Source organism: Pedobacter sp. ISL-64 (assembly GCF_018613605.1).
Taxonomy (GTDB): Bacteria; Bacteroidota; Bacteroidia; order Sphingobacteriales; family Sphingobacteriaceae; genus Pedobacter.
This window is the reverse complement of sequence record NZ_JAGGPU010000022.1, coordinates 46,767-70,483: the sequence shown is the minus strand read 5'-3', so window position 1 is coordinate 70,483 and position 23,717 is coordinate 46,767. Positions and strand designations below refer to the sequence as shown.

Sequence of the window (23,717 nt, the reverse complement as noted above, 5' to 3'; positions counted from 1 at the left end):
TTACGCCTTTGGATGGGCTTGTTTATAAATTGTTTTTAATCTTTCGATCGAATTGTGGGTGTAAACCTGGGTTGCTGCTAAGCTGGCGTGACCCAAAAGTTCTTTAATTGCATTTAGATCTGCTCCTGCATTTAGCAGGCTTGTTGCATAACTGTGCCGAAGCACGTGGGGACTTTTCTTCTCATTGGTTGATACGTGGTTTAGGTATGAGGTAACAATACGGTATATTAACTTTGGATATGCCGCTGCACCTGTATTGGTAACGATTAAGATAGGCAAATTGTTATTAAAGTTTTGCAACTTTTTTAGCTCAACATAGGTATTTACCTGATTGATAAGCTGTTTATTTACAGGAATGATCCGTTCTTTATTTCTTTTACCCAATACCTTTATTGTTCCCGAATAAATATCAATATCAGTATCTTTTAACTGGAGTAGTTCTGTTAAACGCATGCCGGTACCAAAAAGCAACTCGATTACCAGGTGATCGCGAACAGAAGAGAAGCTCTCATTAAAATAATGCTCCGAATCCAATAGCTGATCCATTTTTTGAGAATCAACAAATACGGGTAACCTTTTGGGTATTTTTGGTGCTTTGATTAAAATGGTTGGATTTTGATCAATCTTTCCGGTTCGCTGCAAAAATTTATAAAAACTCCTTAATGTCGAAATTTTTCTATTGATGGTATGTTCTGATACTTTCTTCTCCATCAGATCTACCATATAGCTCCTGAGATGAATATGCTTAACTTCTAAAAAGTTTAGCTCGAATGTAATATTGGCATACTCTTCAAACTGATCTAAATCTGTTTGATAAGAGGTAATGGTGTGCCGAGAATAGCGCTTCTCGTGAGTTAAATAGGTTATAAAACTTTTTAGCAACATTCAATATCTTTTTGCTGGGCATTGATATGAAGTTACAAATAGTTTTGATATAAAGAAATCATTAATTAATTGTTTATTGTAAAGTTTTTGATTTCTTTTTAAAACAAAAAAGTCCCGATCAAATGATCAGGACTTTTTTGTTTTTATATCGTAAACAACTAAGAAGTTGTATCTAGATTCATATTCTGAATGTAAACAGCATGTTTAATTTCAGTACGGCGAGCAACGGATTTTTTCTCGTATGCTTGGCGACTACGTAGTTCTCTCAATACACCAGTTTTTTCAAACTTTTTCTTGAAACGTTTAAGGGCTTTATCTAATGATTCGCCGTCTTTAATGTTGATAATGATCATAACGCTGAAATACCTCCTCTCGTGGTTTTTAAAATTTCCCGTGCTATCGGGGCTGCAAATGTAAGCAAAATATTGAAAATGAGAAAGGTTTTATAAAAAGAAAATTTATTTAAAATCGTTAGTTAAACTAAACTGTTGTTTACCTACATTTATATATCCATTATATGATATGACAACAGGCAAAAAAGTAGGCTCAATTATCGCAGTTATAGTCGTTATTTTACTAGTAGCAATCTGCTATTACCGGTATTTCTTTGTTTTTGGCGAAGGCGTTAAAGCCGGCGAATTAAATTATGTAGTAAAGAAAGGCTATCTGTTTAAAACCTACGAAGGGAAATTGATCCAGAGTGGGGTAAAATCCAGACAAGCGGGAACATTACAAAATAATGAGTTTGAGTTTTCTATTGCAAGTAAAGAAATTGCAGATAAAATGATGGCCAATAGTGGCAAATTTTACGAACTCCACTATAAAGAATATAAAAATACCCTGCCCTGGCGCGGATTTAGCGTTTATGTAGTAGATAGCATTTTAACTACAAAAGATATACCGCAGTAAGGTAAATGGTTTAGGGTTTAGGGTTTAGGGGAAATTATTATTTTGAAGATTAGTTTTAAAACCTTACACCATAAACCCTTTGCCACCTAACCTTTTTTCGGCACCTTCGCTCCTTCTTTCCTGGCTTCCGATAATCCGATAGCTATTGCCTGCTTTTTGGAAGTCACTTTTTTACCTGACCCGCTTTTAAGCTTACCTTCTTTCATTTCGTGCATGGTTTTTTCTACTTTCTCACCAGCTTTTTCTGAATACTTTGCCATATTTTTAGTTCATTAGTTCAATGGTCAATAGTTTATTGATAATTGCCCATTGATTATTAGTCTTTAATCTTTAATAAAAACACCGGCAATTTAAAGTTGGTTTTGAAAATTTTAAAACAAAAAAATCCGGAGGTGGTTAAACCGTCCGGATGCTCATAATATATTTGGTTTTTATAAGGTTGAAGGCGAAAGGTTTAAGGTATAAGGTTCAATGCATAAGCCCTAAACCTTCTACCTTAAACCCTCTACCTTGATAATACTTCTCTTGCAATTACAATTTTCTGTATTTCAGACGTTCCTTCGCCTATTGTACATAATTTACTATCGCGATAAAATTTTTCTACCGGAAAATCTTTGGTATAACCATAACCGCCAAATATCTGAACAGCTTCTGTTGCTACCCTTACCGAAACCTCTGAGGCAAAATATTTTGCCATGGCCGATTCTTTTGTCATGGGCAAATGCCTGTTCTTTAAATCTGCCGCCTGGCGGATCAATAATTCGGCTGCTTCAATTTCGGTAGCCATATCAGCCAGTTTAAAACTAATGGCCTGAAAGCTGGCAATGGGCTGACCAAACTGTTGGCGTTGTTTTGAATAAGCTACCGCAGCATCAAAAGCACCTTTTGCAATACCTAAAGCCAATGCCGCAATAGAAATCCTTCCGCCATCCAACACTTTCATCGCCTGTTTAAAACCTTCACCAACATTACCCAATAAATTAGCCTTTGGCACACGGCAGTTATCAAAAATCATTTCTGTGGTTTCTGATGCACGCATGCCTAATTTATTTTCTTTTTTGCCTGCTGTAAAACCTGGTGTACCACGCTCTACCACAATGGCCGAAATCCCTTTCGAACTTCCCTGCTCCCCTGTTCTCACCATCACCACTGCAATATCGCCACTTTTACCATGGGTAATCCAGTTTTTTGCACCATTTATTATATAGTCATCACCATCTTCAACAGCGGTGGTCATCATTCTCAGTGCATCCGAACCTGTGTTTGCTTCTGTTAAACCCCAGGCACCAATCCATTCGGCCGTAGCCAGTTTTGGTAACCACCTCTGCTTCTGTTCTGCATTGGCAAAGGCCAGAATATGCCCGGTACATAAAGAGTTGTGTGCAGCCAGCGATAAGCCGATTGAACCACAAACCCGGGCCACTTCTACAATTACATCAACATATTCCTGATAGCCCAATCCAGAGCCTCCATATTCTTCGGGGACCAAAACGCCCATTAAGCCTAATTCTCCGAGCTGTTTAAACAATTCGACAGGAAAATGCTGTGCCTCATCCCATTCCATTATATGTGGACGGATGTTTTTCTCTGCAAAATCGCGGACCATGGCCTTTACACTCTGCTGAGTTTCTGTTTCTGAAAAATCGAAGCTTACGCTCATTAAATTTATATTTTATAGTTAGTTGAGGCAATTATAAACAATTATTTGATAGTTAGTTACCATTAAATATTTGTGCAATTACAGAATGAAATGGTATTCGGTTCAATTAGTTTATCGGTTAATTTTAAACCTTGAAATTAATGGAGAAAGTTTTTTCTGTTTTTTTTACAACTATAGCAGAATAAACTAATTATATGGAGTTTTTGATGAATGTAGATAAAATTGAAGGAATGGCAATAGATGTATACATTCAGTTTTTCGCAAAATATTGTTGAAATGGATTCTTTTTAAACCTTGCAAGCAATTAACGCTAACGCCCTGTTTTGTGTTCCTAAACCTGATCGGAGCGAACACGGAATGCAACGGAGTAAAGCAAAGAGCAGGGACAAATGTTCCTATGAAATACAGGTTTTGCTTTTTCAAAGCCAAAAATAAATATTTGTTTTTTTTGGAAAGCAGGTTCTTGGCATTTAGGATAATGCAGTCCCGCTCCCGCTTCTGCCCCGATTGAAGAAATCGGTGGCATCCCGCTTTGATCGGGTTTAGGTGGCGCGGCCGGTAATAAGATTTAGGGCTGCATGTTGCAGGAATAATATATGCCTTCAAAATTTTCTTTGGGGTTTAAAGCACTGTTTTGTGTTCCTAAACCTGATCGGAGCGAACACGGAGTGCAACGGAGTAAAGCAAAGAGCAGGAACAAATGTTCTTATGAAATACAGGTTTTGCTTTTCAAAACCAAAAATAATATTCCTTCTAAAAAGAAATATAAGGGATAATTTTATCTATAACCTGCTGGTTTAGGAGCACAATCTTCTTCAGATCAGATATGCCGGAATAATTACCATGCTGCTTACGGTATTGAATAATGGCATTAATCTGCTTGTAAGAAAGGTATGGATTCCGCTTTAAATCGTCAAACGTTGCTGTATTTATATTTATTGTTTTTAATGGGGCATTACTGATTTCAATCTGATCTTTAATTTCGGCATACTTATTAGAATCTAATCCATAAACTTCGAGAAGCTGCTCTTTCTTGTAAAAACCACCTAAACGTTCACGGTATTTAATAATTCTAAGCGCAAAAGTTCCGCCAATACCTTTTATCTCATCCAATTGTGCAGAATCGGCTTTATTAATATCGACGATTACTAAAGTTTTTTTAGCGTATTTATCGAAAGGTGCATATTTTCTTGAGGTATTGATGGGCTGATCGGGTATGTTAACATAAGGCAATATCTTTTTATACATTTCTGGCGAAATGGTATACATTTTCTGAAGATCTTCGGCTTTGTAAAATTTGCCGCCCTTAGCGGTATAATTCATAACCGATTGTGCCTGTTTTGCTGATAAACCTAAAGTTTGCCAACCCTGTGCATCTAAAGTGTTGGGATTGAATTTGAAAAGTTTAACCGTTTTTTCGGGATTTGAATTTTCAATCCGATCACGAATGGTATTGACATGTGCCCGATCTGTTATGGTTATCTTCTGAATTTGTGCTAAAAGATTTGAACCATCATTTGAAACGGGCCGATAATAGCCATATATAATAGGTGTTGCCTTAATTACAATAATAATAAAGACTAGAAATAGCAATCCATTAAATTCACTTTTGCTAACACCAAAATTTTTGTTGAGCCAAATTCTCATTGATGCGATATGACATGTGTATTATAAATATAAATCTTATTTTTGGAATTGCAAAACAGAACAGGTTTTGCCTATCAACAATCTAAGAATTTTATATGAAGATCATAACTACATCTGAGTTTGCAAAAGCAACGAAGATAGATAAGCTAGGTGTACCGGGTTTAGCAGGTTTGATGATGGAGATCATGAAACTGAACGACATCAACGACGTATTCGCTCAAAATCAACACTTTAAAGGCTTAGAATTTGTAGACAAGATATTAGAAACCATTGGCGTTTCTATAGAATTTGATGATGATGATTTAAATAGTATTCCAAAAACAGGCCCTTTTATTGCTATTGCAAATCACCCTTATGGTGGTGTAGAAGGTTTGGCTTTAGTTAAACTATTGTGTACGGTTAGGCCAGATGCCAAGGTGATGGTCAACTTCATTTTGAAAAAAATACCAAACCTTGATGAATTTTTTGTTGCTGTTAACCCTTTCGAAAACGTTCAACATACATCGAGCATCAGTGGTTTAAAAACTACTTTTGATCTACTTAGAAACGGGGTTCCGATTGGCATTTTCCCTGCAGGAGAGGTTTCTACCTTTAAGTTGGATGCCCAGCAGGTAACCGATAGGATGTGGCATCCTGTTGTTGGAAAACTGATTGCTAAAGCAAAAGTGCCTGTTGTACCTATTTATTTTCACGGCAATAACGGTGTTTTCTTTAACATTTTAAGCTTCATCCACCCTACCCTGCGTACAGCAAAACTACCTTCGGAGTTTTTAAATAAACATGGGCGCACCATTAAGGTACGGGTTGGTAAACCAATAGCCGTATCTGAAATTTCGCATATGAACAGCAGCAATAAACTGATGGACTTTTTAAGGGCCCGTACGTATGCACTTGGTGTTGGCTTAGATACAGAGAAAAAACTCTTTAATCCACTAAACTTATTCAAAATTAAAAAGAAACCTGCTGAGGTAATTGAAGAAGCTTCGAGGCTTTTAATTAAAAATGAGGTAACGCTCCTAGAAGATTTCAAGGTTTGGACGGAGAAAAATTACGAAGTATACATTGTTCCGACTTTAAAAATCCCAAATATTTTAAGAGAAATTGGCCGTTTACGTGAAATTACTTTCCGCGAGGTTGGTGAAGGAACCAACAAAAAAATCGATCTTGATAATTATGATATCTACTATAACCACTTATTTATTTGGGATAAGGATTTAGAAAATATTGTAGGTGCCTACCGGATTGGTAAAGGGGATGAAATTTTAGAAAGCATGGGCCGCCGTGGTTTCTACCTTTCAGAGTTGTTCAAAATGAAAGATCAGTTCTACCCGATGTTGAGACAAGGGATCGAGCTGGGCAGATCGTGGATCAGAAAAGAATACCAGGGTAAACCACTTCCATTGTTTTTGCTTTGGAAAGGCATTTTAAAGTATCTGATCGACAATCCACAATACCGTTACATGTTCGGGCCAGTGAGTATTAGCAACAACTTTTCTAAATTTAGCAAGGCCTTAATTGTAGATTATATTACCAAAAACCATTTCGATTATGAGTTGGCTAAATATGTTAAGCCCCGAAACAAATTCAAAGCCGATTTATTACCTATTTCTACCGATACCTTGGTAGATAGCAGCGAATCATTCAAAGATTTAGACAGTATAATCGGAGACATTGAAAATTCACATATTAAAATACCAGTATTGTTGAGGCAGTATATGAACCTGAATGCAAAGATTATCTCATTCAATATCGACCCTAAGTTTTCTGATTGTTTAGATGGCTTCCTGGTGGTTGATACGCACAATATCCCACCAGAAATGCTCGAAAAGCTCGGCAAGAATCTATAAATGAATTCCATAAAAAAACCCAGACATCCATCTGGGTTTTTTATTATCAACTAACCTAAACTTTATAAATACTAACCAAATATTTATGCCACAAAAGTAGGTTTGCCCTGTTAAATTGGTGTTAATGAAATATTATTTATAGAATTTTCTTCCTTACAACTTCTTAATCGATTATACGCTGTTGTTCATATTATTCCATTATCTTTAGGTACTCTGTATGAGCTATGATAAACATTCTTCTTCGTGAGGACAGAATGTTTCCCGCCCTTATATTTAGCTCAAATAAAAAATCATTTATCAAGTTGCTTCCCTAATGGAATCGATTTTGAACTATAATTATGACAGTCATTTCTAAAGAGAATTTTTCAAAGGCAACAGGCATTTGTAATATTCCGATCCCTGGTCTTGCTTCCTTTTTAATGAAGTTCTTGAAGATTAATGACTTCAATGGAATTATTAGAGATGCGAATACCTTAGAAGGGGAAAAATTCGCCAATCATATTCTGGATGTTCTGGGCGTTACGATTCAGATCAGTGATGAAGATTTGGCCAACATCCCAAAAGAGGGTGCATTTATTGCGATTGCAAACCACCCCTACGGTGCCATAGAATCATTGGCACTATTAAGTACACTTGCCATTCACCGACCTGACACGATGTTTATGGGGAATTTTCTGTTAAAGAAAATTCCAAATCTTGAGAAATGCATTATCGCGGTAAATCCGTTCGAAAAAGTTCAGGATTCATCAAGTATTAGCGGATTAAAAACAACTTTAAAAGTTTTAAAAGATGGTAGTCCTGTTGCTATTTTTCCGGCAGGCGAAGTTTCTTCTTATAAATTCAGGAAAAATCAGATTACCGACCGCGAATGGCATCCCGTGGTTGGGAAAATCATCTCCAAAGCCAATGTACCCATACTACCTGTATATTTTCATGGCAATAATGGTATCTTTTTTAGCCTGCTGAAATTTATACACCCTTCGTTACAAACAGCAAAGCTGATTTCAGAGTTATTCAACAAAAATGGTCACCAGTTAAAAATCAGTATCGGCAAACCCATTCATTTGAAAGAAATAGACTGTAAGGATTGTAATACCTCGCTTTTAAAACATTTAAGAAAGGGACTTTATGCCCTAAAAAAGTAAGCTGATCCGAAATTCATAAAAATACAATGTTAATTTCCCATTAAGCACCACCTCATTGTTTACATAAAGAAATTGTTGCTTTTATGTTAATAATAGGTAAATTTAATGTAACCAAATATCGAGCGGTTTGAAAAGAGGGAGTTACACATATATTTTGAGGACCATTTTGTTCGTTTGCCTGATGATGAATACCGTTATCTCGAAGGGACAGAATTATTCTTTCGATTTTTATGATGGAACTTTCAACTTTAGCATCGACTCTTCAGTCGTTTTTCCAATACCAAAAACAGCAACTACATCAGCCGTTTCAAACTTTTACAGCCGCATCTCTTCTGGTCAATACGCACCTCTAATCTCGTCTTTAGAAAAATACCAGAAAAAATATAATTTAAACGATTGGATTTATTATCAACTGATCCGAAAAACAGCCGAACAGATTAGTCCGAAAGCAGATAATTATTTTGGCTATACTTTATATAAATGGTTTTTACTGAGTAAATGCGGCTACGATGCAAGGTTAGCTGTAGGTAACGATCAGGTTATCTTTTATGTAAGAAATGAAGAGGATATCAGCGATATTCCGTTTTTTATGATTGACGATAAAAAGTTTATGTGCTTAAATTATCACGATTATGGCAAACTGTTTAAGCAGGCCGATGCTTACAAACCTGTTAAAATTTTAATTCCAGAGGCTAAAAGTGCTTTCTCTTATAAGGTTACCCGAATGCCCGATTTTAAACCAGAAAGTTATCAGGAAAAAGATATCGAATTTAGCTACCGTCAAAAAATTCATCATTTTAAGCTAAAAGTTAATGAAGATATACAAACCATTTTCAAAAACTATCCGGTAGTCGATTTTGAGAGTTATTTTAATATTCCCTTAAGCAGAGAAACATATAGCTCTCTTATTCCCACCTTGAAAGAAAACCTGAAACACATGGATCAGAAAAAAGGCGTCGATTACCTGATGAGGTTTACCCGATATGGTTTTTTATACGAAGATGACGGTGAAAATTTTGGTAAGGAAAAACGATTCTCGCCTGAACAAACATTATTAAGCACCTACAGCGATTGCGATGACCGGGCCGCACTATTTTTCTATTTGGTAAAGGAAATATATAATCTGCCGATGATTGCCCTGTTATACCCTAAACATTTAACTATTGCCGTACAGTTCGACAAACCAATTGGCGAACCGGTTACTTATAAAGGTAAGAAGTACTCGTACTGCGAGCCTACACCCCAGGCGCAGAATCTAAAAATCGGACAACTTTCTTCAAATTTCAAGAACAGTAAATACGAAGTGGTTTATGCATATGAGCCTAAGAAATAAGCCCTTGTATTAAATTAATGTTAAAAAATCGTTATTTTATCAACAACAGGTTGATTCATTAGCTATTTAAGGTAATTTAGATTTCTCATATTGAGTTAAATCTAAAACCTTGTCTATGTCTGCTATTATCTATACCGTTTTAAAGGAATTTTTTGTTGAGGTGAACGGTCACGCTATAAAGGCTAGAATTATGTCGCCGATTAACGATGGCAAAGTTTTCGTTTTCAAAATCAGTTCATTTTACAAAAGCAAAACTGATTCTGATGCTTATGAACCCGCATCAACATTTACTTCTTATGCAAATGCTGAACGGCATTTACTTCAATACCTGGAAGGTTTCCAGAATACATTAGATCTGGGCGGCGATATAGCACCAGGAAGTACTTTTTAGTTATTTTCTTTATCATCTTTCTCAGGTGGAAGTTCAGACTGGATTACCTCTTCTTCAAATTCCTTTTTGTCTTTTTGGTTTCTTTTGATCAGGTAGGCAATTAAAATGATGACCAGAACCGCAACACCGATTAATATTGGATAATTCATATTCGTTCGATTAAATTCTAACCTATGTGATTTAACCTAAGTTATGAGAAATATTTTATATGTTAAGCAGCTAGTTATGTGTTAACATAATCATAATATTAATTTAACTTTCCGATTCTCTATCTTTGGGAAAACCCATAAGTTTTAGATGAAAAAGAACAAATCCAAGTCGAAAAGTCATTCGACAAGCAAAAAACTACGCAAAGAATTAGAATCGAAATTAGCCCTTGCATTTAACGAATTGGTTATCCAGTATGGCAAAGCAAAAAAAGCCGATAAAGTAATCGAAAAATTTGCAAAGCAATTAACTAAAAAAATTACTTTCTCCACTCAAGATGATTCTATAACGCCATATATCAAAGAAGAGCAAGTTACTCCTGCAACTCCGAAGGCAAAAGCTGCTAAACCTGCTGTAGCAAAGAAAGCAAAAGAAGAGGTTAAAGAGGCAGTATAAATACGATTATAAAATAAAGCGGGTGTTCACCATAATGGAGAACACCCGCTTTATTTCTTTTAAACAATAGTCAAACTTATTAGCGAACTGATAGATTTCACCAACAGAATTACTGAACAACAATATTTTTTGTTGCCGTTACTGGTGTTGTATACTTGCCACCAGAAACGGTACATTGTAACTGATAATTACCAGAAGCAGGGAAGCCTATTCCTGGAGTTGTTTCTGTTGTAAAAGTCCCTATGGTTTCGTCATATACAGTACCATTTATACCAATAGCCCTCCAATGGTAACTTACCCCTTGCGCTAGATAACTCATCTTAAAATAATCTTCACCATAAGGTGAGAAATATTTGTTACCAGAAATATAAGGTACCACTAAGCTACCATTATTAACTGGATATAATATACTGATGGCGATAGCATCATAATTAGAAGGTAACAATGGATATGTGTAAGCACTATAATCACTTAAACCTGTGCTACCATTCATTACTGAATTTGGATCAGATGTTGGCGTACCAGCAATTAAATTTTCTCCAATTGAAGTTGGTGGATCATTGGTTTGCCAGTTAGTGTGTCTCAAACCTAAGCAATGACCGATTTCATGAATCACATTCCAAGCAGCCTGTCCATCATTTAAATAATTATCGGTAAAGGGGATTTTAACATTACGGTTAATTAAAATTAAATTACCTGGTTTATTATCATCAGTAGGAAACTTTGCCCTTGCTACCTCATCAGAACCTAGTTGATTATTATCATCTTTAATAACGATATCAATATTAGTTGGATCTAATGAATAATCAGTTAGCGATGTATAGATTAAATTAAGTTTAACATTACTATTTGAGGTACTATTCCAAACCGTTACTGCCTTCTTTAGTGCATTATACCAAGTAATGTCTCCATATATTGAGGCATCAACAGATATATTTATGTTATGGTTACTAATGCTACTAATTAAATTATTTGTGCTAGCCTGCGATATTCTGCCACCAACACCCATCAATTTTTCTGGACTCTTTGTTGATGACAAAGATTCTTTTGAAATCATTATATCGCCTTCAACTATATAATATTCCTGAAATTCTGTAATACCTTTTGTTTGAAAACCTAATGCCTTAATTTTTGCAATTATGGACGGATCAATATTAATAGTAGAATCTTGAGCAATATCCAGTTCCGCCGATTTCTTACAAGAGAAAATTGTTATTGTTAACATTAAAAGGAGAAAGCACACAATCCTTGAGAATGAGCTTAAAATAGATGTTCTTTTCATATTTATGTATATACACCTAAAATAAGCCTCTCATTGTTAAGTAATTAACAAATGATTATTAAATTTATTCAACAAAAAAAGCCGAAGTAAAACTTCGGCTTTCAGTTATAAGAATTTCTTTTTAGTAAACTTTAGCACCTGGGTTAAAGTTTGTCCAGCCAGTTGTCCAGTTATCAGTTGCACTGAAAGCACCTCTGTAAGTCACTGCCGTGAAGAATGAAGAGCCATCTGGGCTTACCCATGTTCCAGCTAAAGCAGCAGAACCAGCATTAGGAATTAAGTCTGGAGCTGTAGCGGTTAATGGGGCTTTTAAACCTGCATCTGTAACAGCTGCTAAAGTTACATTACCCTCTGTTTCTGCCTTTGTTTTGATTGCAGCGGATGTAATTACGCCTTGTGCACTTGCATCAAAAGATTGATATGGATTAGCTACCGCATGCACTAAATTATTTTTAAATGTAGCAGCTCCAGAAACATAATCAGTAGCAGTTTGTGAAGACTCAATTGAGAAACCAGCAGCTTTATACCCTAATAAAATTGAGTTGTTTAATGCAAACTGAGCAGCTCTTCTGAAACGTGCAGCAAAGTTATTTGTAGAGGCGGCATTATCGTTACCATTGGTACCAACAAATGTAAAATTAGATAATACCGGCTTAGTTCTTGGCGTTGATGGGCCAGTTGTTGGAATAGTTGCTTCATTGTCACACTCAATACCATTACTTTGATCGGCAGCGTCAAAATAATTAGCCAATTTATAACTTACAGCAAACTGGATTTTTCCAGAGTAACCGAAATCAAAGTCGAAATCATCATCAGACGTACCATAAGCAATTAAATACTTTCCGTTAACAGTTCCACCGAAGAATTCGAAAGCATCATCTTTTGCATATGATACCTGAATATGATCTAGGGTTGTTCCGTTTCCTACCGCATATAAACTAAGTGCATTTACCTCACTGTTAGCGCTAAAGGCAATACCAGCATATTCAATACGTACATATTTTATTGTACCAGAGTTATCGTTTACTACTGTACCTAAACCAAATGTGCCCGATACTCCACCTTCAACATTAGATACTGAAGTTCTGTTAGTAGGCGCATTACCGATAATTGTAATACCTGCCCAGTCACCTGGATTTCTATCACCTGCTGCTCTACCAGAAGTAAACACGATTGGTTTGTCTACAGTACCCACAGCCTCAATTCTAGCTCCTTTATCAATTACTAATGCTCCTTTTGAAGATACATCACTCTTTATAACAGTTCCAGCCTCTACTGTAAGCACTGCACCACTTTGTACATGGGTTTCGCCCTTTAATATCCAAACTCTATCTGCAGTTAATGTTTTATTTGCAGTTACGTTACTAGGGATTGTTTCTGGCGCAGCCGGCTCCTCTACTATCGGGTCGCCATCGTTTTTCTTACAAGCAGACATTGTTACAGCTAAAATTGATAACGATGCCAATAATACTTTAAAATTTTTCATGTTCAAATTTTGTTTAAGCAAATTAACCTGGATACTTTTAACACAAAGCAAAACACAGATTAAGTTATTGTTAATTAATTATTTATTTTTAAAATCGATGTTATAACTAAATCCTATTGTAAAATTCGTACCGCTTTTGTAGCTGTAATAGATAGCATCATCAGCTCTATTATAGGTCTTATTATTTGGCCCGAAGTTTAAGAAAGATACATTTGATTGGTTAAGAATATCTGAAACATTCAGCTTAATCTCACCTTTGTTTTTTAGCACTTTTTTAGAGATTTGAAAATCTATAACATCTCTTCCTTTCTCATAGATATTTGGCACAGATTCGTTACCAACCTTACCAATTCTATCACCAATTCTATTATAAAGCACATTGAATGACAAACCAGTTTCAGGTGAATTATACTGTATACCTGCATTAATCAAAAAAGGTGACAAACCTTGTAGTTGTCTTGTTTGGAAACCAGGGATACTCGATCGAACTTCAGATTTCAAGTATGTAAAGTTTGCAAATGCAATTAAGTTCTCTAACCATTTAGCGTCAAACAAGAAAGTAAGTTTCTTACGAATGTCTAACTCAAAGCCATATGTATATGCCTTATCAGCATTTTGATAACTGAACTTTAAATTGTCAGCCGTTGAAGAACCATCTGTGACTTGTTCAATCGGATTCTGGAAATTTTTATAAAAAACGGAGAAAGTAAATGCCTCACCTGGAGAAGGATAATATTCATACCGAATATCTGCATTGGTATTTTGACTTCTTACTAGATCAGGGTTTCCACCAATTTGAACACCTTCTTCCTGATTGACGAATACGAAAGGCGCCAATTCTCTTAATTCTGGTCTGGTTATAGTTCTTGAACCAGAAAGCCTGAAATTAGACTTTTCATTTAAACTATATGTCAAATTTAATGAAGGAAGTACATCAAAAAAGTCTTTCTCATAAGATCTTTTTTGTCCTGTACTATTCAGAGCATCAATAGTTTGTTTATAACCTTCAACTCTTGCTCCTAGAATTAAACGCACTTTTTCAGCAAGTGCTTGATCCAACATCAGGTAACCTGCATTTAAATCTGTTTTCCCTGTATAACTATCTTGATTGTTAGTGATCTCATCCAGCACAAATCCATCTCTGGAGATATTATTTGTACTGAATATAGTTTCTTTTGGAAGAATTAATTTATTTGCATCAAATTCACTAGAGCTAGCTGGAGTATACAGGAAAATTCTAGCATTAAAATCTCTATCCCTTACTTGTTTCAAACCACCAAATTTGAATGTACCTTTTTTATTAAAAACGTTAACGGGAAGACTAAGTGAAGCACTTCCACCATAATTATTCTCATTCAAATCAGAGAAAAATCTTTTGGTATTATCATCAATTAAACTAAATGGTGAGTTCGAATTTTGAATACTACCATACATAATTGTCCGTAAATCTGGCTGTTCTCTTTTAATTAAAGCATAGTTTAAATTCCATTCTAGCTTAATGTTTTTCTCACCCAACTGATGCTCGCCCTCTAATTGAGAACTTAATAGTGATTTCTGATTTACCTCTGAAGAGGTATATCTGATATCAGTATTTTGATTTATAAACCCATTTCTGTTTATGTAACTATCTTCGAATGATTGATTAAATAAGTTTTTTAATGAAATTTTATTCTTCCTAATTTTATATGAAAAGTTAGCAAGTCCACCCAAAGCTACATTGTATCTATAATTTAAATCTTGATATTTATTTATAAAGTTGATACCATCGAAAGCCTCTCGTTCTGCAATTCTCTTATTTTGCTCTCTTCTATAATTTAACGAAATAATACTACCGAAGGTTCCTTCGTTCTTGAACTTAGCAACATTTCCCCAAGTAAATTGATAATTTTGCAAAGGTAAAGCGGTATATTTTCTTTCAGCATAAAGATTAGGAAACAATTTCGAATTGGCTATCCTAAGGTTTGTTGACCCTCCATTATACGCACTCCTGGTACTAGGAAAATTTGTCGGCAAACTTCTGGTTCCATCATCAAACCCTAAAAAGTCAGTACTGTTCCTTTCGTTCGAATAAAAATCTTTAAAAGTCGATTGGGTATTATATCCTGTTGAAACAGCAAAGTTGATGAATTTACTATCAGGTATGTCTTTTGTGACCACTTGCGTAACACCGCCAGCAAAATCTCCTGGTAAATCGGGGGTTGCAGTTTTGTTAATCACGATCTTATCAATCATATTAGAAGGTATAATATCAAAAGAGAATGCTCGTTTATCAGGCTCCGTACTGGGTAACAAGGAATTATTGATTAACGCAACATTATAACGATCAGATAAACCTCTAATAACTAGAAACTTTCCGTCTTGAATACTAGCGCCACTTACCCTTTTTAAAACTTCAGAAGTATTTTTATCGGGAGATTTTCTAATTTGATCTGCAGTTATACCACTTGAGATACGAGTGCTATTTTTTTGCGAAGCATACAAAGAATTCACAGATTCTTGTTTAACTGAGGCTGTGATTGTTACATCACCTAAATTTGCCCCCCCCGCTTCTTCTAAAATTAAGTTTACAATAGTTGACTGATTACCTGAAACCTGAATGTCGCTTACATTCTTTGATGTGTAACCTACATAAGATAAATTCAAGGTATATTTTCCAGCAGTTAATCCACCAATAGCGTACCTTCCTTCTATATCGGTAGAAACACCTTTTGTAGTACCAGCTATTTTAACCGTTACCCCAATTAAGGTTTCACCCGTTTTTTTATCGGTAACCGTTCCAGAAATTTTTCCTGTTTGCGCATACGCAAGTATGCTGATCGTTAAAGCGAACACAGTGAGTGCCGCTCTTTTAAAAGAGTTTAGTAAGTCCAATTTGCCTTTATTTGATAAGGGCAAAAGTATTACCACAGTGTTAACTGCAAGTTAGGTATTAATTAATATTACTTTACCTTAAGGTTAACTGAATGTTAATCACTTTTCGAATCAGTAACGAATACCCACTTTCCTGCAAATGAAGTGCAATAACCAGATCGGACCTATTAACAAGAACTTAACATCATCAAGGAATGAAGGTTTTTTCCCCTCAATTTTATGTCCGATAAACTGACCAATCCAGGCGGCAACAAATATTGCTGCATAAATGGCATAGGCCGTTCCGCTCCCTAAGCCCACCGCTTGCTCAATCTTTACGATGATGTAACTCATTAAACCCACCACCCAGATCATCAAAAAAAACAATACCGGCGAAAGTGTAAAATAATAATACAAACTAAAGGCCAATAGAAAAGATGCCCAGTTAAAAAAACCATTATAACTTCCTAAAAAACCGATATGCGGAAAAGGGATCTGCCAGATCAAACCCAGTAAGCTGAACACAATTAACGGAACACAGATCCAGTGCACCAGCTTGTTGGTTGGATTCTGATGACTTTCGGCATACTTATCAAAAAGTATATCTACTGACCGTTTGGGTTCGATTGTTATGGTTGGCTTGCTCATTATGTAAAAATAAAAAAAAGCGATGGAATATCCATCGCTTATATTTTGTTTCACTCATTTCGTTTCGTGAGGACACGAACCGAGGCAAGTGAACCTTTTCTACATTTTGTTTCGTGAGACACGAACAGAGGCTAGATAATCTTTCTGTAATTAGATCCTGAAACAAGTTCAGGATGACGATTTAATCTATTTTGCAAATGCTACAGAACGGGTTTCTCTAATTACGGTAACCTTAATCTGACCTGGATAGGTCATTTCGGTTTGAATACGGGTTGAAATATCTGCAGCTAAAAGTTCTGCCTGTGCATCAGTAATACGTTCACTTTCTACAATCACGCGTAATTCTCTACCAGCCTGAATTGCAAAGGTTTTTTCTACACCAGGGTAAGATAAAGCCAGTTCTTCTAAATCTTTAAGGCGTTTAATATAACTTTCTACCACCTCACGACGTGCACCTGGACGCGCACCAGAGATTGCATCACAAGCCTGTACGATTGGAGAGATCATTGAAGTCATCTCAATTTCATCGTGGTGGGCACCAATAGCATTACAGATTTCAGGGTGCTCTTTATATTTCTCGGCCAATTGCATACCTAAAATTGCGTGTGGCAATTCAGGGTTATCATCAGGCACTTTACCTATATCGTGTAATAAACCTGCACGTTTAGCCATTTTAGCATTTAAGCCCAATTCGGCAGCCATCGTCGCACAGAAATTAGCCACCTCACGAGAGTGATGTAACAAGTTTTGTCCGTAAGATGAACGGTAACGCATACGGCCAACCATACGGATTAACTCAGGGTGTAAACCATGGATACCTAAATCGATTACTGTACGCTCACCAATCTCTACAATTTCGTCTTCGATCTGTTTTTTGGTTTTCGCTACAATTTCCTCGATACGGGCCGGGTGGATACGCCCATCTGTTACCAAGCGGTGTAAAGCCAAACGGGCAATTTCTCTTCTTACCGGATCGAAACCTGATAAAATAATTGCTTCTGGTGTATCATCAACAATAATCTCAATACCGGTAGCAGCTTCTAAAGCACGGATGTTTCTACCCTCTCTACCAATAACACGACCTTTAATCTCATCGCTTTCAATATGGAAAATAGATACCGAATTTTCAATTGCAGCTTCAGTAGCAGTACGCTGAATGGTTTGGATAACCACTTTTTTGGCTTCTTTACTTGCTGTAAGTTTTGCCTCATCAACAATATCCTTAATCTGGATCATGGCCTGTGTACGGGCAACTTCTTTTAAGTTTTCTACCAACTGGTTTTTAGCCTCTTCTGCAGATAAACCTGCAATGGTTTCCAATTGCGTGAGGTGCTGGTTTTTTAAAACCTCAACTTCTTCTTGCTTTTTAACGGCAATTTCGGTCTGTTTTTCTAAAACGCTTTTTTGCTTATCGAGTTCTTGTTCTTTTTTATTGAAATTTTCCATGCGCTGGTTTACCGATTGCTCTTTCTGCTTCATGGTATTTTCGCGTTGGTTAATGTTATTATTTTTGGCATTCACTTCTTGCTCATGCTCCGCTTTCATTTGCAAAAACTTTTCTTTTGCTTCTAAAAGTTTATTCTTTTTTAAGATCTCTGCATTGTTTTCTGCATCTTTTAAAATCTTTTTCACTTTGCTTTGTGCGGCAACTTCCTGCTGTTTAAGCAAGTTACGCAGTAGGAATCTTCCTACCACCACTCCGATAGCAATACCCGCTATTACGGCAAATACGTATCCTAATATTTCAACTATTTCCATTTTGTTTTTTAAGTAAAAAAAAACCGCAACTAATTTTTAAAGTCTCATACATTTTAAACCTCAACTAAGCATAATTAGGGTTTAAGCCATTTTCAGGTGCCATAGCAGATGAAATACGCCCTCTTAACCCTATAGATATTGAAGTGTTAAGTTTTATAAAATTTGAAACTCAAAAACTAGCCGCGGCTATGTTTTTATGCTAATATTCGCGTCGTCATCCTAAATTTATTTTAGGATCTAATTAAATAGGCTCTGAAACAAGTTCAGAGTGACGAATCGCCGAAAGAACGAACCTTATTTTGAAAAGAAATTACTGAGTAAAACATCCAATTCTTCAACTTTATCAGCAACAGCAGTATCCTGATTTTGTACTTTATTTTCTGTTCTTAATACGGCTGTTGCATAGTGTAATACTGCCATAGAAAGAAGATCCTGCTTATCTCTAACCGCATAATTATCTTGATAATCTTTTATGCGCTCATTGATCATTTTTGCTGCCCGTCTCACAATTTCTTCCTCTTCCATATTCACCTTTAGTGGATAAATACGGTCGGAAATGGTTATTTTAATCGAGATTTCTCCCATTTGTTTAGCTTAGTTTCTGATTTCTCTGCATCATTATTTTTTTAATAATGCAATACTTTTATCAATCTCCCGCACAAAATCGTTAATTTTTTGTTTAATGTCAAGCGATTTTTCGCTTGTTCCCTCTATACTTTTAGCCAATTTTGTAACCCTTAATTTTTCATCAAGTTCTACATTTTTGCCTTTCGCTGTATCGAGTGCTACTTTTAACGATTGATTTTCAAGCTTTAATAAATCATTTTCTTCCTGTAGCGCATTACATAGCTCTAATACCTGAGCCGTTTTTTGTAATACCTTATCTAATTGATCTGCAACAGAAGTCATGAATTTATTTCTAAAAATACGAATTTATATTTTATTTCCTAATTTCTGCACCAGCTTGTGCGGTTAAATTCGCGATTAATTTCTGCATCGTGTTTTCAATCTGCTTATCGGTTAAGGTTTGTTCCTCATCCTGCAAAATGAAGTTCAAGGCATACGATTTTTTGCCTTCAGGTAATTTATCACCTACATACACATCGAACACACCAACCTCTTTGATCAGCTTTTTATCAGTTTTGAAAGCAATACCTTTTAAAGTATCAAAAGTTACCGCCTGATCGATCAATAAAGATAAATCTCTACGCACTTGCGGATACTTAGAAACCTCTTTGTTAACGATTTTATTTTTCCTTACAATATCCAACAAGGCAGCCCAATCAAAATCGGCATAAAAAACCTCCGCACTTACATCGGCTACTTTACGGTCGGCTTTTGAAACTGCACCAAAACTTACCAGGGTCTTATCCCCACGGAAATATTTAATCCCGTAAGCAAAGTTTTCATCGTTTAAGGTATCGGTTTGATAGCTTGCAATACCCAAACGGCTTATAATGGCATCAACTGCCGATTTTAAGTTATAAAAGGTAGCCGATTTAGCATTGTGGTTCCATTGCTCGCTTTGTTTGGCCCCAGAAATTAATAATAACAACCTTGGGCGCTCTACGTACTGCTCATTGATCAAATGATAGGTTTTACCAAATTCATAAAACTTAACATCAGCATTTTTACGGTTCTGGTTGTAAGCCACACTTTCTAATGCCGGCATCAATAAATGCTGGCGCATTACATTTAAATCGCTGCTTAGGGGATTTAAAATAAATACAGCTTCGTCTAAATTTTTCGAATAAGCCGATTTAGTTAACGAGTTGCACATAATTTCTGCATAACCGTTTGAGGTAAGCATATCTGCAATTACGTTGTGCGTATTTTCTTTTTCAGGCTTAATGCTGTAAGAAAGCGATGCATTTACCTTTGAAGGGATTTCGATATTGTTATAACCGTAAATACGCAATACTTCTTCTGTAATATCACATTCGCGGGTTACATCAACTTTAAACGATGGTACTCTTAAAGCCAAAGTATCTTCAGAGGTATTGGTTGCCACAATACCCAAAGCGGTAATAATGTGTTTAATTTCGGCTGATGGAATGTTTGCACCAATTAATTTATTGATATTGGTATAACTTACTTCAAACTCGAATGGCTTGATATGACTTGGATAAATATCAGAAACTGATGAGGAGATTTCCCCGCCAGCCAGTTCTTTAATTAATAATGCTGCGTATTTTAAAGCCGTAACCGTAATCTCCGGATCGGTACCACGCTCGTAACGGAAAGAAGCATCGGTTTTTAAGCCATGTCTTTTTGAGGTTTTACGTACAGAAACCGAATTAAAATAAGCACTTTCCAGGAAAATATTTTTGGTATTAGCATCAACTCCAGAAGATTTTCCACCGAAAACACCTGCAATACACATTGGTGTTTCGGTATTGCAGATCATTAAATCATCTGCGCTGAGTTTACGCTCAACATCATCAAGGGTTACAAAAGGCGTTCCTTCAGCTACTTTTTTCACGATTACTTTTCCGCCGGTAATTTTGTCGGCATCGAAAGCATGTAAAGGCTGTCCTAAACCATGAAGCACATAATTGGTAATATCAACCACATTATTGATGGGACGTAAACCAATTACCTTTAATTTATCTTTTAACCACTCTGGCGATTCTTTTACGGTAACACCAGAAAGTGTTAGGCTGCTATAACGCGGACAAGCGGCTAAATCTTCTACCTCTACCGGAATTACCAGATTTTCATTATCTGTTTTAAAAGCTGAAAGATCAGGCATTTCATATTCACTTCTGAAATAAGCGGCCAAATCTCTCGCCACACCTAAATGAGAAGCTGCATCAGCACGGTTTGGTGTTAATCCGATTTCGAAAACAAAATCGTCATCCATTTTGAAATGGTCTTTTGCACGGATTCCTATTTCGGTATCATTGGCAAGGATCATAATCCCATCATGCGATTTACCTAAACCGATTTCATCTTCGGCACAGATCATTCCCTGCGAAAGTTCTCCCCTGATTTTTGATTCTTTTATTTTAAATGGTTCGCCCTCTAAAGGATATACGGTTGTGCCTACGGTAGCTACTACCACTTTTTGACCAGCACCTACATTTGGGGCACCGCAAACAATCTGAAGGTTTTCTTTACCCCCAACGTTTACAGTAGTAATACGCAAACGATCGGCATTGGGATGCTGAACACAGGTTAATACTTCGCCAATAACCAATCCCTCTAAACCGCCCACTACAGGCTGCACTTTTTCTACACTTTCTACTTCTAAACCAACATTGGTAAGAATTAACGAAAGTTCTTGAGGTGTTTTATCGATCTGTACGAATTGTTTTAACCAGTTATATGATATTTTCATTTTGGAGTATCAAGTAGCGAGTGCCCAGTATCAAGACAAATCTTGAAGGACACTCTAATTTCATAAAACGCAAAGATATTATTTAAAGGTCAAAGGAGAAAGTTAAACCCGCAATCTTGACACAATAAAATGACTAATGGCCAATATTTAAATTAGATAGAATTACTGCGCATGCTCCTGCTCCTATTATCAACATTATAACAGATGCAATAACCAGTTTAAGGCCGGGTTTAACTGGTTGATTTTTCGCAGCTTTTACGATGATCTGAATGATGCCAATTACAAACAACAATGCGACAACTACCCAATATACAATAAAAAGTCCCATAGCCGATATTTAACTGTTAAAGAGCAACACCGCACAGGCACCAAAACCAATGACCATCATAATTACCGAAATAATAAGCAATTTTAACCCAGATTTTACAGGCTCGTTCCTTGATGATTTGATAATAATCTGAATAATTCCCACCACAAAGAGTACAACTGCAGTAAGACAATAAACAATGAATAATCCGAATAAACCTTCCATGTTAGTTCATATTTAATTTTTCCCTGATCAGATCTATTTTGTTGTCGCGGTAAAAAATATTCATGGTTTCGAAGGGTACCATTTTATATTTGTCACTCACAATATGTACACAGGATTTTTTAACAGCGCGTACATCAAAATCCAGCGGGTCCATAAAATTCATGATGATAATCCGAAATAAATTATCGTAACTTAAACTATCCGATTTTACCCTTGGAAGGCAACACATCAATTCGCCAAAGGTATCTTCGGCACAATCTACCGAAACACCTGTACTAAACAAATTCAGCATGTGTTCTTTCAATTTTTCATCGTGTTCGAAAACGATGGTATTTTTCGAATTGTTGAGTAAATCTTCCGGATTGATCAGATGTGTCATCGGGATCACCTCATCGCCGATTTTTAATGCATAGGCCATACACAGCGCATCGGGATTACAGGGTACAGGGATTAAATCCTGAGGGGTAAAAACAGGGTATTGCTCATAAATTTTTCTGCGCACCTCAGTTAGGGTGATTCTTCCCTGTTGATCGTTATAATCATCATTTCTTCCGGCAACCTGAGTAGGCTGGAAAGTAACGCCGCGAACACATTTCTGCTTAAGTGCATAATCTAAAATATCGCCAATTTCATGATCGTTAAGGCCATTTTGCAAAGTAACCACCAAAGTAGTAGATACATTAAACTGGTTGAGGTGATCGATGGCTTTTCTTCTTACTTCGGTAAGGTCTTCTCCCCTTAGCTTGGTTAATACTTCGGCGCTGAAACTATCAAACTGCAGGTAAATTTCGAAATCGGGCATATAGCTTGCTAATTTTTCTACAAAGCCAATATCTTTTGCAATCCTGATACCATTCGTATTCACCATTAAATGTTTAATGGGTTTTGTTTTGGCAAGGTCTAAAATCTTAAAAAAATCGGGATGTACGGTTGGTTCTCCACCCGAAAGTTGAACCACATCGGGTTCACCTTCGTTTGCCACAACAACATCCATCATACGTTCTATTTCTTCCAGCGTACGGTGCCTGCCATAACTTGGCGATGACATGGCATAACATGTTGGACAGGCCAGGTTGCAACGATCAGTAACCTCTATTACGGTTAAACACGAATGTTGTTCATGATCGGTACACAAACCGCAATCGTAAGGGCAACCGTAGTGCACTTTAGTATTAAACTTAAGCGGCATTTCCGATTGTTTATTGTAATTCCTGATCTGTTTGTAATATTCTACATCATCAGCAATCATTACTTTGCTATCGCCATGCGTTCTGCAATTCTTCAGCATAAATACCTTAGCATCCTGAAAAACAATTTTCGCATCACAAAGCTGTAAACATTCGGGGCAAAGACTTTTGGTATAATCGTAGTATATATAATCTCTGGTATTGGCCATAATGT

The 23,717-nt window shown here is 36.3% G+C and carries 23 protein-coding genes; 6 read left to right on the top strand and 17 right to left on the bottom strand.

The window, feature by feature from the left end; translation table 11 throughout:
* Both J7E57_RS23760 and rpsU read right to left on the bottom strand, forming a co-directional pair.
* Positions 1 to 885: a tyrosine-type recombinase/integrase gene (locus J7E57_RS23760; RefSeq protein WP_215129315.1), complete on the bottom strand. Its 885-nt coding sequence runs from the start codon at positions 883 to 885 to the stop codon at positions 1 to 3.
* A gap of 158 nt (positions 886 to 1,043) precedes the next feature.
* On the bottom strand, positions 1,044 to 1,238 hold the full coding sequence (rpsU, locus tag J7E57_RS23755; protein WP_025143268.1) for a 30S ribosomal protein S21: 195 nt from the start codon (positions 1,236 to 1,238) through the stop codon (positions 1,044 to 1,046).
* Between the two features lie 169 nt (positions 1,239 to 1,407).
* Here rpsU and J7E57_RS23750 point away from each other — a divergent pair, with 169 nt between their 5' ends.
* Complete coding sequence (locus J7E57_RS23750; RefSeq protein WP_029277247.1) at positions 1,408 to 1,794, top strand: hypothetical protein; 387 nt, start codon at positions 1,408 to 1,410, stop codon at positions 1,792 to 1,794.
* A gap of 86 nt (positions 1,795 to 1,880) precedes the next feature.
* Here the strand turns inward: J7E57_RS23750 and J7E57_RS23745 are convergent, their stop codons facing one another.
* The 3 genes from J7E57_RS23745 to J7E57_RS23735 all read right to left on the bottom strand — a co-directional run bounded on the left by J7E57_RS23745 (position 1,881) and on the right by J7E57_RS23735 (position 5,101).
* Positions 1,881 to 2,054 carry a DUF6496 domain-containing protein gene (locus J7E57_RS23745; RefSeq protein ID WP_167343677.1) on the bottom strand — a complete coding sequence of 58 codons (174 nt, stop codon included), beginning with the start codon at positions 2,052 to 2,054 and terminating at the stop codon, positions 1,881 to 1,883.
* A gap of 245 nt (positions 2,055 to 2,299) precedes the next feature.
* Positions 2,300 to 3,454: an acyl-CoA dehydrogenase family protein gene (locus J7E57_RS23740; protein ID WP_215129313.1), complete on the bottom strand. Its 1,155-nt coding sequence runs from the start codon at positions 3,452 to 3,454 to the stop codon at positions 2,300 to 2,302.
* Between the two features lie 753 nt (positions 3,455 to 4,207).
* The gene (locus tag J7E57_RS23735; RefSeq protein ID WP_215129311.1) at positions 4,208 to 5,101 is read right to left on the bottom strand and encodes a ComEA family DNA-binding protein; all 894 of its coding nucleotides are present in this window, start codon (positions 5,099 to 5,101) and stop codon (positions 4,208 to 4,210) included.
* 95 nt (positions 5,102 to 5,196) lie between these two features.
* Between J7E57_RS23735 and J7E57_RS23730 the strand changes: the two genes are divergently transcribed.
* The 4 genes from J7E57_RS23730 (at position 5,197) to J7E57_RS23715 (ending at position 9,817) form a co-directional block, all read left to right on the top strand.
* Positions 5,197 to 6,948 carry a lysophospholipid acyltransferase family protein gene (locus J7E57_RS23730; protein ID WP_215129308.1) on the top strand — a complete coding sequence of 584 codons (1,752 nt, stop codon included), beginning with the start codon at positions 5,197 to 5,199 and terminating at the stop codon, positions 6,946 to 6,948.
* A 338-nt stretch (positions 6,949 to 7,286) separates the two neighbouring features.
* Positions 7,287 to 8,093: a lysophospholipid acyltransferase family protein gene (locus J7E57_RS23725; protein ID WP_215129306.1), complete on the top strand. Its 807-nt coding sequence runs from the start codon at positions 7,287 to 7,289 to the stop codon at positions 8,091 to 8,093.
* Positions 8,094 to 8,274: 181 nt separating this feature from the next.
* Positions 8,275 to 9,426 carry a hypothetical protein gene (locus tag J7E57_RS23720; protein WP_215129304.1) on the top strand — a complete coding sequence of 384 codons (1,152 nt, stop codon included), beginning with the start codon at positions 8,275 to 8,277 and terminating at the stop codon, positions 9,424 to 9,426.
* Between the two features lie 115 nt (positions 9,427 to 9,541).
* Positions 9,542 to 9,817 carry a hypothetical protein gene (locus tag J7E57_RS23715; protein WP_116250017.1) on the top strand — a complete coding sequence of 92 codons (276 nt, stop codon included), beginning with the start codon at positions 9,542 to 9,544 and terminating at the stop codon, positions 9,815 to 9,817.
* Here J7E57_RS23715 and J7E57_RS23710 read toward each other — a convergent pair.
* Positions 9,814 to 9,966 (bottom strand): hypothetical protein, encoded by a 153-nt coding sequence (locus J7E57_RS23710; protein ID WP_215129302.1) that lies wholly within the window; start codon positions 9,964 to 9,966, stop codon positions 9,814 to 9,816. The two genes, J7E57_RS23715 and J7E57_RS23710, sit on opposite strands and share 4 nt — an antisense overlap.
* Before the next feature lie 148 nt (positions 9,967 to 10,114).
* On the opposite strand from J7E57_RS23710, the gene J7E57_RS23705 reads away from it, so the two are divergent.
* On the top strand, positions 10,115 to 10,420 hold the full coding sequence (locus J7E57_RS23705; RefSeq protein ID WP_215129300.1) for a hypothetical protein: 306 nt from the start codon (positions 10,115 to 10,117) through the stop codon (positions 10,418 to 10,420).
* A gap of 109 nt (positions 10,421 to 10,529) precedes the next feature.
* On the opposite strand, the gene J7E57_RS23700 is transcribed toward J7E57_RS23705, so the two are convergent.
* The 11 genes from J7E57_RS23700 to J7E57_RS23650 form a co-directional block, all read right to left on the bottom strand.
* Positions 10,530 to 11,702: a M57 family metalloprotease gene (locus J7E57_RS23700; protein ID WP_215129298.1), complete on the bottom strand. Its 1,173-nt coding sequence runs from the start codon at positions 11,700 to 11,702 to the stop codon at positions 10,530 to 10,532.
* Between the two features lie 121 nt (positions 11,703 to 11,823).
* Positions 11,824 to 13,188, bottom strand: coding sequence for a hypothetical protein (locus J7E57_RS23695; protein ID WP_215129296.1), 1,365 nt, complete (start codon positions 13,186 to 13,188; stop codon positions 11,824 to 11,826).
* Positions 13,189 to 13,266: 78 nt separating this feature from the next.
* Positions 13,267 to 16,059 carry a TonB-dependent receptor gene (locus tag J7E57_RS23690; protein WP_215129294.1) on the bottom strand — a complete coding sequence of 931 codons (2,793 nt, stop codon included), beginning with the start codon at positions 16,057 to 16,059 and terminating at the stop codon, positions 13,267 to 13,269.
* Positions 16,060 to 16,170: 111 nt separating this feature from the next.
* Positions 16,171 to 16,686: a DUF962 domain-containing protein gene (locus J7E57_RS23685; protein ID WP_215129292.1), complete on the bottom strand. Its 516-nt coding sequence runs from the start codon at positions 16,684 to 16,686 to the stop codon at positions 16,171 to 16,173.
* A gap of 186 nt (positions 16,687 to 16,872) precedes the next feature.
* On the bottom strand, positions 16,873 to 18,444 hold the full coding sequence (gene rny, locus J7E57_RS23680; protein ID WP_215129290.1) for a ribonuclease Y: 1,572 nt from the start codon (positions 18,442 to 18,444) through the stop codon (positions 16,873 to 16,875).
* 294 nt (positions 18,445 to 18,738) lie between these two features.
* Positions 18,739 to 19,029 (bottom strand): cell division protein ZapA, encoded by a 291-nt coding sequence (locus J7E57_RS23675; protein ID WP_029277272.1) that lies wholly within the window; start codon positions 19,027 to 19,029, stop codon positions 18,739 to 18,741.
* 33 nt (positions 19,030 to 19,062) lie between these two features.
* Entirely contained in the window at positions 19,063 to 19,353 is a 291-nt protein-coding gene (locus J7E57_RS23670; protein ID WP_029277274.1) for a hypothetical protein, read from the bottom strand.
* Positions 19,354 to 19,384: 31 nt separating this feature from the next.
* Positions 19,385 to 21,784, bottom strand: a complete 2,400-nt coding sequence (gene pheT / locus J7E57_RS23665; RefSeq protein ID WP_215129288.1) for a phenylalanine--tRNA ligase subunit beta — start codon at positions 21,782 to 21,784, stop codon at positions 19,385 to 19,387.
* Positions 21,785 to 21,917: 133 nt separating this feature from the next.
* The gene (locus tag J7E57_RS23660; protein WP_215129286.1) at positions 21,918 to 22,112 is read right to left on the bottom strand and encodes a hypothetical protein; all 195 of its coding nucleotides are present in this window, start codon (positions 22,110 to 22,112) and stop codon (positions 21,918 to 21,920) included.
* 9 nt (positions 22,113 to 22,121) lie between these two features.
* Positions 22,122 to 22,316, bottom strand: coding sequence for a hypothetical protein (locus J7E57_RS23655; RefSeq protein WP_215129284.1), 195 nt, complete (start codon positions 22,314 to 22,316; stop codon positions 22,122 to 22,124).
* A 1-nt stretch (position 22,317) separates the two neighbouring features.
* Positions 22,318 to 23,712 (bottom strand): radical SAM protein, encoded by a 1,395-nt coding sequence (locus J7E57_RS23650; protein WP_215129282.1) that lies wholly within the window; start codon positions 23,710 to 23,712, stop codon positions 22,318 to 22,320.
* Positions 23,713 to 23,717 lie beyond the last annotated feature (5 nt).